This window comes from Mesorhizobium sp. B2-6-2 (genome assembly GCF_006440615.1).
GTDB lineage: Bacteria > Pseudomonadota > Alphaproteobacteria > Rhizobiales > Rhizobiaceae > Mesorhizobium.
Genome location: NZ_VFUG01000003.1, coordinates 407,271 through 419,442, shown reverse-complemented (window position 1 = coordinate 419,442; position 12,172 = coordinate 407,271). Strand labels below are relative to the sequence as shown.

The following is a 12,172-nucleotide window of genomic DNA, read 5'->3' as shown; positions in this document are numbered from 1 at the left end:
GAGCGGTGGCCGCAAGCAATATCCCACTATATAACAGCGTCGTTGAGGTAATGAGATGTCAGGCGCCTACGATCTCGGAACCAATCTGGTCCGCCGTATCTATGAAAAACGCATAGATGCACCGGCCATTCTTGATGCCGGCACGCATTTTCCCAATGCCGCGAAGTTCACCGCCGCCTGGCGCGATATCCGCGATGAGGCGCTGGCGGCGAAGCTGAACAAGGCGCCGCGCTTCCACGACATCATGCCGGAACAGGCCAATATCTCGGCCAATGACGGTCTCGATTGGCGCATGTTCGTGCTCAAGGCCTATGACATGACGATCCCGGCGAACCTCGCAAGGATGCCGGTGCTCAACCGACTGCTCACCGAGTGCCCCGAGGTCAAATCGGCCGCCGTCTCGTTCCTCGCCCCGCGCAAGCACATCCCGCCGCATCGCGGACCCTTTCGCGGCATCATGCGGTTCCATCTCGGCCTGATCATCCCAAAGCAGCCGGACGGCCGTCCGGCAACGATCATGATGATCAATCGCGAGGAGAGACGCATCGCCGACGGCGAATGCTTGCTGTGGGACGACACGTTCGAGCACGAGGTCATGAACAACTCGGATCAGCCGCGCGTCGCTCTCCTGCTCGACGTGTGGCGTCCGCAAATGCCGCTGGATATGGAAATCCTTTCGCGCGTGATCGTGCGCGGCGTGCAGGTGGGAATGCGCTATCGGGGCGTGTCGTTCGGCGGCTGAACCGATCGAATCTACGCTCGCGCCTCGCGATACGTCCCTGCCCCGCTGCCACGCTTGCCGGGAAACATCGCGTCTCTCGCCAGCAATCCGCTGACGCGGCAGAAGGCTGCGAACGCGCGGCAGGCTTCCTCGGCGCTGGCCACGTCTACCGTCGCCCCGAAGCAGGCATTGAACGCGGCTTCGTAGACCTTGCCTTGCCGGCGCTTCGGCCAATCCTGCAGGAAATCGAGCGCCTGCTCGACGCTGTAGATTTCTTCGACCGGCAGGCCGGGCGCGGGCGTGATGCGCACCGGCACTTCGAATTGCAGTCTGTCCATTCCCTGTCTCCCGAACTGGCGCAGCCGAGAGCAACGCCGTTCGATGTGAAAAGTTGCTTTTGCGGCCTTCTGACTCGCAAATGTGACCTCAGTGCGGTGAAGAACCGGTTCGCGGGTGCCTGGATCAGGCCCTTGCCGCTACTGGTTGGCTGGATCCTCCTTCGCGTCATAGGCCATGCGGGTAACCACCGTCAGCAGATAGGGGGACGGCAGCGCGAGGATGGCGCCGAGCACGATCGCCGCGTTCCTTCCTCCGAACATCAGGACCGACCTAACCATGGAAATGGCCAGGGAAAGCCGCAATGGACGCGGCAACCGCACTTCGTCCTTGAACCTTGCGGCTTGCGGTGCCAAATCTGGAGCAGATTTTCGCATTCGGCTCCTTTGAAGCCCACGCCGGCAAACGGACAAAATGGTTACTTATCTCGACGCCTCCACCGCGCCCCTTCGAAATACCGGCCAGATCCGCCTCTATGGCGAGGAAGGCTTCGCCGGCATGCGCAAGGCCTGCGACCTCACCGCGCGCTGCCTCGACGAGCTTGTGCCGATCGTGAAGCCCGGCGTGACCACGGAAACGATCGACCGCTTCGTCTTCGAATTCGGCATGGACCATGGTGCGCTGCCGGCAACACTCAATTATCGCGGCTACACCAAATCATCCTGCACCTCGATCAACCATGTCGTCTGCCACGGCATTCCCGACAACAAACCGCTGAAGGAAGGCGACATCGTCAACATCGACGTCACCTATATCCTCGACGGCTGGCACGGCGATTCCTCGCGCATGTATCCGGTGGGCACGATCAAGCGCGCCGCCGAGCGCCTGCTCGAAGTGACCTACGAGTGCCTGATGCGCGGCATAGCTGCGATCAAGCCCGGCGCCCGCACCGGCGCCATCGGCGCCGCGATCCAGACCTATGCCGAGGCCGAGCGCTGCTCGGTGGTCCGCGACTTCTGCGGCCACGGCGTCGGCCAGCTTTTCCACGACGCGCCGAACATCCTGCATTACGGCACCGTCAATGAAGGCGTCGAGATGCGGCCGGGCATGATCTTTACCGTCGAGCCGATGATCAATCTCGGCCGGCCGCATGTGAAGGTGCTGTCGGACGGCTGGACGGCGGTCACGCGCGACCGCTCGCTGTCGGCGCAGTACGAGCACACGATCGGGGTTACCGACAGCGGCTGCGAGATCTTCACGCTGTCGCCGAAAAAGCTCGACCGCCCCGGCCTGCCGGCGTAGCACTTCGACCTAAGCCTGAGGGGAGCGGGCGGACCATGGGCAAAGTCGAGGACGAGCGGGCATTCTTTTCCGAAGGCTGGATCGAACCGCCTGAGGCGGTGCAAAAGAAGGCGGCACCTACCGAGAAACCGCACTATCATGGCCATCGCGACCGTCTGCGCGAACGCTTTGCCGCCGGCGGACCGGACGCCTTGCCCGACTATGAACTGCTCGAGCTGCTGCTCTTCCGGCTGATCCCGCGCGTCGACACCAAGCCCATCGCCAAGGCGCTCATCGCCCGCTTCGGCTCGCTGGCCGAAGTGCTCGGCGCGCCGGCATCCCTGCTTGGAGAAGTCAAAGGCATCGGACCGACCGTCGCGACCGATCTCAAGGTCATCGCCGCGACGGCCCAACGCATGGCGCGCGGCGAGGTGCGCGGCCGCGAAATCCTGTCCAACTGGACGCAACTGCTCGACTATTGCCGCTCCGCCATGGCCTTCGAGGCTCGCGAACAGTTCCGCGTCCTGTTCCTCGACAAGAAGAACGGGCTGATCGCCGACGAGGTGCAGCAGACCGGCACCGTCGACCACACGCCGGTCTATCCGCGCGAGGTGGTCAAGCGCGCGCTCGAGCTCTCAGCCAGCGCCGTCATCCTGGTGCACAACCATCCTTCGGGAGATCCCACACCTTCCCGCGCGGACATCGAGATGACCAAGCAGATTATCGATACGGCCAAGCCGCTCGGCATCGCCGTGCACGACCACATCATCATCGGCCGCAAGGGCAACGCCTCGATGAAAGGCCTGCTGCTGATCTGAGGCGTTTGCCCGGCATTTCGAGATTGCCGGGACATCGTCTCGTCATCAGATAGTCGGCTCTGGAATTTCAGCAGGAAATCAAGCATGATGGGACCTGGTATTTGCCCGGGATGCTTAGCGCTCCCGTGAAATACCGGGAGGACGGGACATGGCCATTGTGCTTGTACTCGTTTTGATCGTTGTGGGCTCGGTGCTGTTCCACCTCCTGAGCCCATGGTGGTGGACGCCGATCGCCTCGAACTGGGACTACATCGACAACACCATCATCATCAGCTTTTGGATCACCGGCATCGTCTTTGCCGCTGTCGTGCTCTTTATGGCTTATTGCGTCTTCCGCTTCCGGCATCGGGAAGGCAATCGCGCGGCATATCAACCGGAGAACAGGCGGCTCGAATCGTGGCTGATGATAGCAACGGCGGCCGGTGTCACCGCCTTGCTGGTTCCCGGCCTCTTCGTCTGGAGCCGCTTCGTCAACGTTCCCAGCGAGGCCGCCAATATCGAGGTTGTCGCCCAGCAATGGCAATGGAGCTACCGCCTGCCCGGCAAGGACGGCAAGCTCGGCACCTCCGACACCCGCATCGTCTCGGCTGAAAACCCGCTCGGCATCGTAACCGGCGACCCGAACGGCCAGGACGACGTCGTGGTCGAGGCGGCGGACCTGCACCTGCCGGTCGGCAAGCCGGTCAAGGTGCTGTTGCGCTCGATCGACGTGCTGCACGATTTCTACATCCCGGAATTCCGCGCCAAGATGGATATGATCCCGGGATCGGTCACGTATTTCTGGTTCACGCCAACGCGGACCGGAACCTTTCAGGTCTTGTGCGCCGAGCTGTGCGGCCAGGGACATCCGCTGATGCATGGCGTGGTCATGGTCGATACCGAGCAGGACTATCTGGCCTGGCTCGGCCAGCAGCAGACCTTTGCGCAATTGTCCGCGCCCAAGCAAACGGGCTCGGCGAACCAACCGTCGGAAAAGACGATGGCGTCCAGTTTGGACGTCGCGGCAAAACTCGAAACGCTCGAGGCCCGCTGAGCAGGGCGCGGAGGTGCTCCCATGGTCGACGTCACGCCCGCAGATGCCGTTCCACCCGCCGAAGTTGCGGAGATGGAGCTCTACCATCCGCACAGCTGGTGGACGAAATACGTCTTTTCACAGGACGCCAAGGTCATAGCAGTCCAGTATTCGGCGACGGCCACGGCTATTGGCCTCGTCGCGCTGATGCTGTCCTGGCTGATGCGCCTGCAGCTCGGCTTCCCCGGCACGTTCGATTTCATCACTCCGGAGGCCTACTATCAGTTCATCACCATGCACGGCATGATCATGGTGATCTATTTGCTCACCGCGCTCTTCCTTGGCGGCTTCGGCAATTACCTCATTCCGCTGATGGTTGGCGCCCGCGACATGGTCTTTCCCTATGTCAACATGCTAAGCTATTGGGTCTATCTGCTCGCCGTGCTGGTCCTGGTGTCGAGCTTCTTCGCGCCGGGCGGGCCGACAGGCGCCGGCTGGACGCTTTACCCTCCGCAGGCAATCATGACCGGCACGCCGGGCGGCCAGGACTGGGGCATCATCCTGATGCTTTCTTCGCTCATCCTGTTCATCATCGGCTTTACCATGGGTGGCCTGAACTACGTGGTGACGGTGCTGCAAGGCCGCACCCGCGGCATGACCTTGATGCGCCTGCCGCTCACCGTCTGGGGCATCTTCACCGCCACGGTCATGGCGCTTCTGGCCTTCCCGGCACTGTTCGTTGCTTGTGTGATGATGCTGCTCGACCGTCTGCTCGGCACTTCCTTCTTCATGCCGGCAATCGTCGAGATGGGCGAGCAACTTCAACACAATGGCGGCAGCCCGATCCTGTTCCAGCATCTGTTCTGGTTCTTCGGCCATCCGGAAGTCTACATCGTGGCGCTGCCGGCCTTCGGCATCGTGTCCGACCTGATCAGCACACATGCGCGCAAGAACATCTTCGGCTATCGCATGATGGTCTGGGCCATCATCGCCATCGGCGCGCTGAGCTTCGTGGTCTGGGCGCACCACATGTATGTCAGCGGCATGAATCCTTATTTCGGCTTCTTCTTTGCCACCACGACGTTGATCATTGCGGTGCCGACCGCGATCAAGGTCTATAACTGGGTGCTGACGTTGTGGCGCGGCGATATCCACCTCACCATACCGATGCTGTTCGCTCTCGCCTTCATCGTCACCTTCGTCAATGGCGGCCTGACGGGCTTGTTCCTCGGCAACGTCGTCGTCGACGTGCCGCTGTCGGATACGATGTTCGTCGTCGCACATTTCCACATGGTCATGGGTGTCGCGCCGATCCTGGTGATCTTCGGCGCGATCTATCACTGGTATCCAAAGGTCACCGGACGGATGCTGGACGAGACACTCGGCCGCTTCCATTTCTGGATCACCTTCCTCGGCGCCTACCTGATCTTCTTCCCCATGCACTATCTTGGTCTGATGGGCGTTCCGCGGCGTTACGCCGAACTGACCGACATGAATATCATGACGGAATCGGCCCACCATCTGAACTCGTTCATCAGCATCATGGCCTTCATCGTCGGCTTCGCCCAGATGGTGTTCCTGCTCAACCTGATCTGGAGCATCCGCCATGGTCGTGAGGCTGGCGGCAACCCCTGGCGGGCAACGACGCTCGAATGGCAAACGCCTGAGACGCCGCCGGCGCACGGCAATTTCGGCAAGGAACTGCCGATCGTCTATCGTTGGGCCTACGATTACAGCGTGCCGGGTGCCAAGGAGGACTTCATCCCGCAGAACGTGCCGGGCTCCTTCGGCCCCTCCAGGGAGCCGGCATGAGCGTCATCCTGGTCTTCCTGTTGGTGATCGCCGGCTTTGCCGGTTGGTGGCTTTCGCACCAGCGGTTGACGGCGAAGCCCTGGCTGGAGCAAGGCGTGGCCGGGGACGTCGTCGGCTTCGACCGGTCGTCCCTGCCCACCGCCAAGATCGGCCTCGGCGTCTTCCTCGCTGTCGTCGGCTGCCTGTTCTCGCTGTTCACCAGCGCGTATTTCATGCGCATGGGCCTGTCGGACTGGCGGCCGCTGCCGCTGCCGCGCCTGCTTTGGCTCAACACCGGCGTGCTGGCGCTGAGCAGCGTCGCGCTGCAATGTGCGGTGGTCGCCGCGCGCAGAGGCCAGGTGGACATGGTAAGGCTTGGTCTTGCAACGGCGGGATTGACCGCCCTCGCCTTCCTCGCCGGCCAGTTGATTGCATGGCGGCAGCTGACCGAGGACGGCTACCTGTTGGCCTCCAACCCGGCCAACAGCTTCTTTTATCTGATCACGGCGATGCACGGCCTGCACATACTGGGCGGGCTGATCGGCCTTGGCAGGACGAGCGCCGGCGCCTGGAACGGAATGCGGCGGGAGCGGCTGCGCCTCAGCGTCGAGCTCTGCGCCATGTATTGGCATTTCCTGCTTTTCGTCTGGCTATGCATCTTCGCCGTCCTGGCCGGTTGGGCGGCGACGTTTGTGAGCATTTGCCAACGGCTGCTGACCTAGGAGACTGGCGATGGCCGAGACCACACTAACGCATACCAGCCGGATGGATCGCCCCCAAGGCTTGCGCGGGATCGCCGCCGACTGGGCCTCGGATCAGCGCGCGTTCAAGAACGTGTCCTGGGGCAAGGCCATGATGTGGATCTTCCTGCTCAGCGACACCTTCATTTTCGGTTGCTTCCTGCTTTCCTATATGACGGCGCGGATCTCCACGCGCGTGCCGTGGCCGAATCCAAGCGAGGTCTTCGCCTTGCGCATCGGCGGCTCGGATATCCCGCTGATCCTGATCGCCATCATGACATTCGTTCTCATCTCGAGCAGCGGAACCATGGCCATGGCGGTCAATTTCGGGTATCGCCGCGATCGTCGCAAAACCGCGATCCTGATGCTTTTGACCGCCGCGCTCGGCGCGACCTTCGTCGGCATGCAGGCCTTCGAATGGACCAAGCTGATCACCGAAGGGGTCCGGCCGTGGGGCAATCCCTGGGGAGCCGCACAATTCGGCTCGTGCTTTTTCATGATCACCGGCTTCCACGGCACTCACGTCACCATCGGGGTGATCTTCCTGATCATCGTGGCGAGAAAAGTCTGGCGTGGTGACTTCGACACCGGCCGGCCCGGCTTTTTCACCAGCCGCAGGGGCCGCTACGAGAACGTCGAGATCATGGGGCTCTACTGGCACTTCGTCGACCTGGTCTGGGTGTTCATCTTCGCCTTCTTTTATCTTTGGTGAGAAGGCAGGCTTTGTTGAGAGGCAGACATGGCTGAAGCAACCGCAAACGGTCTCGGACAACACGCACTGCATCCCGCCCATGATGCGGCGATCGTTGCCAAGGCGGAGACGCATCAGGAGCACCCGATCAAGCTCTATCTGGTGGTCTGGGCGTGGCTGTTCATTCTCAGCACCTGCTCCTATTTGGTCGACTATTTCGGCCTTCACGGCTATCTCAGGTGGTCGCTGATCCTGATCTTCATGATGCTCAAGGCAGGACTGATCGTCGCCGTCTTCATGCACATGGCCTGGGAGCGGCTGGCGATGATGTATGCAATCATCATGCCGCCGATACTGGTGCTGGTTTTCGTGGCGATGATGGTCTTCGAGGCCGACTATACGCTGCTGACTCGTATCGCGTTTTTCGGGCCTGGCCCCTGACACCCGATACGGGTCCAGCCGCAGCATGACGGGCCGGGGACAGCCGGTTCCGATGGCTTGAAACAACAGGCCGCCGGCCCATTTTGGTTTGGCGTATGCGCCGTGAACTCAAGCAAAGGACGCGGACAATGACGATAGCGAACAGACTGAGAAACTTTATCGACCGCAAGGGCATCTCCTACGATACCGTGGGGCATCATCGAACTGCCACCAGCAGGCAGGCCGCCATTGCCGCGCACGTGCCCGGCAGCATCATGGCGAAGTCCGTGGTCGTTCACCACGAACTCGGTTATGCGCTGGCCGTGGTGCCAAGCACCCACAGAATCGAACTCGGCAAGCTGCAGGACGTCATGGACAAACGCCTCGGCCTCGCTTCCGAAGACGAAGTGGTATCGCTCTTTGACGATTGCGACGTCGGCGCCATACCGCCGATCGGTGCGGCTTATGATGTGCCGGTCATTCTGGACGAAAGCCTGCGTGATGCCGCCGATATCTATTTCGAGGGCGGCGACCACAAGACGCTTGTGCATGTCAGCGGCAAGGATTTCCGCAACCTGACGACGGACGCGCGCCAGGCGCGGTTCAGCTATCCGGCCTTCTGACGCACCGAGGCTCCCGCCGCTGCGTCATGGCAGGGCCTGATTGCTTCGACGGTCTGGGGCAGCCGGCGGCTCTACGACCTTGCGGTAAAAACATGCCAAGGCCGAGGATCGGCAGCACGACCGCCAGTCGTCCAGGGTTGCTTTTTCGGTATTCTCAAGATGCGAAGGTGAACGTCATGGACACGCGGACGCTTCTTATACTCGGCGTTGGCATAGTCATTCTGCTGCTATTGGGTTTTTTTGCGCTCCCGGCGTGACGGTGCTGGGGGCGATATTCATCTGCGCAACTGCCGGCGTCTTCCTTCCGGATAAGCAGGCGACCATCAAAAGAGTCTGGACGGCGGTGTTTATTTGGAAAACTGCTTCAGGTAGGCGATGACGTTGGCTATGTCCTGATCGTTCTTGAGGCCGGGAAACGCCATCTTCGTTCCTTTGACCATCGCCTTGGGGTCGTGAAGATATTTTGTCAGCGTAGGCTCGTCCCATTTGATGCCGGATTTTCCGGCCTCGATCATGGCCGTGGAATAGGTGAAACCGGGATGCGTGCCCGCGGTGCGCCCGATGACGCCGTGCAGAGACGGGCCGACCTTATTCTGGTCCTGGTCGGCAATGTGGCAGACCTTGCACTTGGTGAACACCTTCTCGCCTGCGGCGGCGTCTTGCGCCTGCGACGGACTTGCAAAGAAGGTCGTAGCTGACAAGACCATGAAAAGCGCGGTTGCGCGCATGGCACTTCCTCCCTGATCGTCATTTACGTCGGACGGCCCGCGCCACGCTGGCGTATCCTGCATGGCGGGCGGCCGCGTCTCTTCAGTGGAATTGCGGCACCTACATACCACAGAATCGAACCAATGGGCAAAAATTGCCGGCCTGCGAAGGCTTAGGTCATGCGCCGAGGACTAGCTGCCCAAAAAACGGTCCAAGCTTCTGAACGGCGAAGATCAGGGCGGGTCGGTCTTGCAGCTTGCCGCGATCTGCCCGATCGCGTCCGAAAGACCCGCAAGCTCGAAATCGGCCTCGCCGCGTCCCGACAACAGGCCGAACCGCCACGACAGCGTCAGCCGGTTCGCCGAAGCCAGACGCTTGATGCCGTCGTCTCCATCCCTGACCAGCGTTCTGCCGCGCGGGCCGACCGACCAGCTTTCGTCGGTTTTGCCGCTGTCGTCGACCGCGACGGAAATGGTGATCTTGCGGCTGGCGGAGACGGCATCGTTGAGCTGGAGCCACTCGCTCCAGCGTGGTTCGCCATCGGGCCGGCAAGCCAATGTCAGCACCGGGCTGTAGCCCAGCGCCCCGCCGCCGGTGATCAGCTTGTTGCTGGCGTGGAGCGACGCTGTGATCTGACCGTCATTGCCGGCGCCAACGCTCCAGTTGCCGAGAGCCGGCTCGGCCCGGGCGACACCGGCGGCTGCGGCAAACAAGAGCGCCGCGGCGACGACCACGTCTCTCATCATCAATCCCAGCCTCACCAATGCCTCCAAACACCCGCGAATGCGATGAAGCGCAGATAATGTTCAACGGTTGGTATCGCCAGCGGCAGGCCTTCAAGACAAGTTGTCTGTGTTGCCGCGCCGCCACAATGGAACACATCACCATGAAAAAGGCCGCCCCGGAGGCGGCCTTTCGAAGTCTCGGCATTGAAACCTGTTACTCGGCTTCCTTGGCGGCTTTCTTCTTCGGCGCGGCCTTCTTCTTCGGCTCTTCCGCTTCGTCGGTGGCTTCGCCAGCCTTTGCTTCGCCAGTCTTTGCTTCGCTTGCCTTGGCTTCGGTCTTCTTCGAGGAAGCCTTCTTGGCCGGCTTCGCCTTGGTCGCGGTTTCGGCCTCCTCGTCGTCGGCCATCAGCTCGTCCTTGCCGACCTTGACGTCGTTGACCGAGATCTGGCCGAGCAGATAGTCGACCACCTTCTCCTCGAACATCGGCGCGCGCAGCGCGTTGATGGCTTCCGGGTTGCTGCGATAATACTCGAAGGCTTCCTGCTGCTGGTTGGCTGGGAAGCGGCGCACCTGCTCGAACAGGCCGCGCTGCAGTTCCTCGTCCGACACGGTGACGCCGGCCTTCTCGCCGATCTCGGCCAGGACCAGGCCGAGGCGCACGCGGCGTTCGGCAAGGCGCATATATTCGGCGCGCGCTTCTTCTTCCGTCGTCTCTTCGTCGGCGAAAGTACGGCCGGCGGCTTCCAGGTCGCGGTTGACCTGAGCCCAGATGTTGTTGAACTCGGCCTCGACGAGCTTCGACGGCGCCTCGAATGAGTAAGATGCGTCGAGCTGGTCGAGCAGCTGGCGCTTCACCTTCTGGCGGGTCATCGAGCCGAACTGGTTCTCGATCTGGCCGCGCACGATCTCGCGCAGGCGCTCGAGCGATTCCAGGCCGAGATTCTTGGCCGTCTCGTCATTGATTTCGAGTGCGCCGGGCGCCGACACTTCCTTGACGGTGACGTCGAAGGTGGCTTCCTTGCCGGCCAGGTGCGCCGCCTGGTAGTTTTCGGGGAAAGTGACGGTGACCTGCTTCTCGTCGCCGGCCTTCGTTCCGATCAGCTGCTCCTCGAAGCCCGGGATGAACTCTTTGGAGCCGAGCACCAGCGGCTGGTCAGTGCCGGCGCCGCCGGCGAAGGCCTCGCCGCCGATCTTGCCGACATAGTCGATGCTCACGCGGTCGCCCTCGGCGGCCTCGCCGGTCTTCGGCTCGTAGCTGCGCGCCGATTCGGCGACGCGCTTGACCTGGTCCTCGACTTCCGCATCCGGCACGTCATAGACCTGACGCGTCACCTTGATGTCGGAGAAATCCTTGATCTCGATCGGCGGGATGACTTCGTAGTTGAGGCTGAATTCGAAATCGGCACCGCCGGCCAGGATCTTCTCGGCCTCCTTCTCGTCCTCGGTCATGATCACTTCGGGCTGCATGGCGGCTTTTTCGCCGCGTCCCGAGATGATCGAACGAGTCGAGTCGTTGAGGATCTCGTTGACGACCTCGGCCATGAACGACTTGCCATATACCTTGCGCAGGTGCTGCACCGGCACTTTGCCCGGCCGGAAGCCGTTGATGCGCACCTTACCGCGGGCGTCGGTCAGCCGCGCCATCAGCTTGGCTTCCATGTCACCGGCCGGCACGGTGATCTTGATCTCGCGCTTGAGACCGGAGTTGAGCGTTTCGGTGACCTGCATTCTAGAACCTTTGTTTTCAACAATGAGACTGCCAAACGGTCTTAGCCGTTTACAGCCTGCCGGTATGATCTTGCCGGAAATGGCTTTTGGGACGGAACCTGGCGATTTGACCGCAAATGCGGTTCAAATTCTCCTGAACTGCGCCTTGCCGGATGCGAATAAGTCTTTGTTTTTCCTATAACTTTTCACATCTTGCAGAAGCGGAAACTCACTTTCCGTCACATTCGACACGCCTTTTGTCACAGGCTAGGCTAATTTTCAACTATCTTCGCTCCAATGCATGTCGCCCAAAAGTGCGCAGCGGTTTTGGGAGAACGGCATGCATCAAAAGACATGGACATAAAGCGGGTCGCCTGAATCCAGTTCCACGCGACGCGCTTTAACCGGATGATCATGACTTGGGCGTCGACATTGACAGAATGATGGCTACATGGGATTGCCGGGGAAAGCGGATGTGGCGGAATTGGTAGACGCCCTGGATTTAGGTTCCAGTGCCGAAAGGCGTGGGGGTTCGAGTCCCTTCATCCGCACCATCCTTCGCTCTTTGAGCTTCGGACGGGCCAACACCTGAGGCTCGAAGAGCCGAAGGTATCCTCCGAAGCCTTGGCGAAAGAGGACCGGCGCCATGCTGGCTCGG

General features: G+C 61.3%; 14 protein-coding genes and 1 tRNA gene. 10 read left to right on the top strand and 5 right to left on the bottom strand.

Annotated features, from left to right (window positions below; translation table 11 throughout):
* The first annotated feature begins 55 nt into the window (after window positions 1-55).
* The gene (locus FJ419_RS10095) at window positions 56-742 is read left to right on the top strand and encodes an aspartyl/asparaginyl beta-hydroxylase domain-containing protein (protein WP_140690490.1); all 687 of its coding nucleotides are present in this window, start codon (window positions 56-58) and stop codon (window positions 740-742) included.
* Between the two features lie 11 nt (window positions 743-753).
* Here the strand turns inward: FJ419_RS10095 and FJ419_RS10090 are convergent, their stop codons facing one another.
* Together FJ419_RS10090 and FJ419_RS31435 are read right to left on the bottom strand one after the other, a co-directional pair.
* Window positions 754-1,059, bottom strand: coding sequence for a DUF982 domain-containing protein (locus FJ419_RS10090; RefSeq protein WP_140690487.1), 306 nt, complete (start codon window positions 1,057-1,059; stop codon window positions 754-756).
* Between the two features lie 138 nt (window positions 1,060-1,197).
* Window positions 1,198-1,320 carry a hypothetical protein gene (locus FJ419_RS31435; RefSeq protein ID WP_281405821.1) on the bottom strand — a complete coding sequence of 41 codons (123 nt, stop codon included), beginning with the start codon at window positions 1,318-1,320 and terminating at the stop codon, window positions 1,198-1,200.
* A gap of 151 nt (window positions 1,321-1,471) precedes the next feature.
* On the opposite strand from FJ419_RS31435, the gene map reads away from it, so the two are divergent.
* The 8 genes from map to FJ419_RS10050 all read left to right on the top strand — a co-directional run bounded on the left by map (window position 1,472) and on the right by FJ419_RS10050 (window position 8,373).
* A complete protein-coding gene (gene map, locus FJ419_RS10085; protein ID WP_140690483.1) occupies window positions 1,472-2,299 on the top strand; it encodes a type I methionyl aminopeptidase in 828 nt (275 codons plus the stop codon).
* Between the two features lie 35 nt (window positions 2,300-2,334).
* Window positions 2,335-3,096, top strand: a complete 762-nt coding sequence (gene radC / locus FJ419_RS10080; RefSeq protein ID WP_140690480.1) for a DNA repair protein RadC — start codon at window positions 2,335-2,337, stop codon at window positions 3,094-3,096.
* Window positions 3,097-3,244: 148 nt separating this feature from the next.
* Window positions 3,245-4,129: a cytochrome c oxidase subunit II gene (locus tag FJ419_RS10075; RefSeq protein ID WP_140690477.1), complete on the top strand. Its 885-nt coding sequence runs from the start codon at window positions 3,245-3,247 to the stop codon at window positions 4,127-4,129.
* Window positions 4,130-4,150: 21 nt separating this feature from the next.
* Window positions 4,151-5,920, top strand: coding sequence for a cytochrome c oxidase subunit I (gene ctaD / locus FJ419_RS10070; protein ID WP_140690474.1), 1,770 nt, complete (start codon window positions 4,151-4,153; stop codon window positions 5,918-5,920).
* Window positions 5,917-6,621 (top strand): cytochrome c oxidase subunit 3, encoded by a 705-nt coding sequence (locus tag FJ419_RS10065; RefSeq protein WP_140690470.1) that lies wholly within the window; start codon window positions 5,917-5,919, stop codon window positions 6,619-6,621. The genes ctaD and FJ419_RS10065 overlap by 4 nt, the downstream gene beginning before the upstream one ends.
* Before the next feature lie 10 nt (window positions 6,622-6,631).
* Window positions 6,632-7,351 (top strand): heme-copper oxidase subunit III family protein, encoded by a 720-nt coding sequence (locus tag FJ419_RS10060; protein WP_140690467.1) that lies wholly within the window; start codon window positions 6,632-6,634, stop codon window positions 7,349-7,351.
* A gap of 27 nt (window positions 7,352-7,378) precedes the next feature.
* Window positions 7,379-7,771 carry a cytochrome C oxidase subunit IV family protein gene (locus tag FJ419_RS10055; protein ID WP_140690464.1) on the top strand — a complete coding sequence of 131 codons (393 nt, stop codon included), beginning with the start codon at window positions 7,379-7,381 and terminating at the stop codon, window positions 7,769-7,771.
* Window positions 7,772-7,899: 128 nt separating this feature from the next.
* Window positions 7,900-8,373 (top strand): aminoacyl-tRNA deacylase, encoded by a 474-nt coding sequence (locus FJ419_RS10050; protein WP_095765573.1) that lies wholly within the window; start codon window positions 7,900-7,902, stop codon window positions 8,371-8,373.
* Window positions 8,374-8,720: 347 nt separating this feature from the next.
* Here the strand turns inward: FJ419_RS10050 and FJ419_RS10045 are convergent, their stop codons facing one another.
* The 3 genes from FJ419_RS10045 to tig all read right to left on the bottom strand — a co-directional run bounded on the left by FJ419_RS10045 (window position 8,721) and on the right by tig (window position 11,535).
* A complete protein-coding gene (locus FJ419_RS10045; RefSeq protein ID WP_140690461.1) occupies window positions 8,721-9,101 on the bottom strand; it encodes a cytochrome c family protein in 381 nt (126 codons plus the stop codon).
* Between the two features lie 213 nt (window positions 9,102-9,314).
* Window positions 9,315-9,827 carry a hypothetical protein gene (locus FJ419_RS10040; RefSeq protein ID WP_140691100.1) on the bottom strand — a complete coding sequence of 171 codons (513 nt, stop codon included), beginning with the start codon at window positions 9,825-9,827 and terminating at the stop codon, window positions 9,315-9,317.
* A gap of 193 nt (window positions 9,828-10,020) precedes the next feature.
* Window positions 10,021-11,535 carry a trigger factor gene (gene tig / locus FJ419_RS10035; RefSeq protein ID WP_140690457.1) on the bottom strand — a complete coding sequence of 505 codons (1,515 nt, stop codon included), beginning with the start codon at window positions 11,533-11,535 and terminating at the stop codon, window positions 10,021-10,023.
* A 448-nt stretch (window positions 11,536-11,983) separates the two neighbouring features.
* Between tig and FJ419_RS10030 the strand changes: the two genes are divergently transcribed.
* A tRNA-Leu gene (locus tag FJ419_RS10030) sits at window positions 11,984-12,068 on the top strand.
* Window positions 12,069-12,172: the final 104 nt, after the last annotated feature.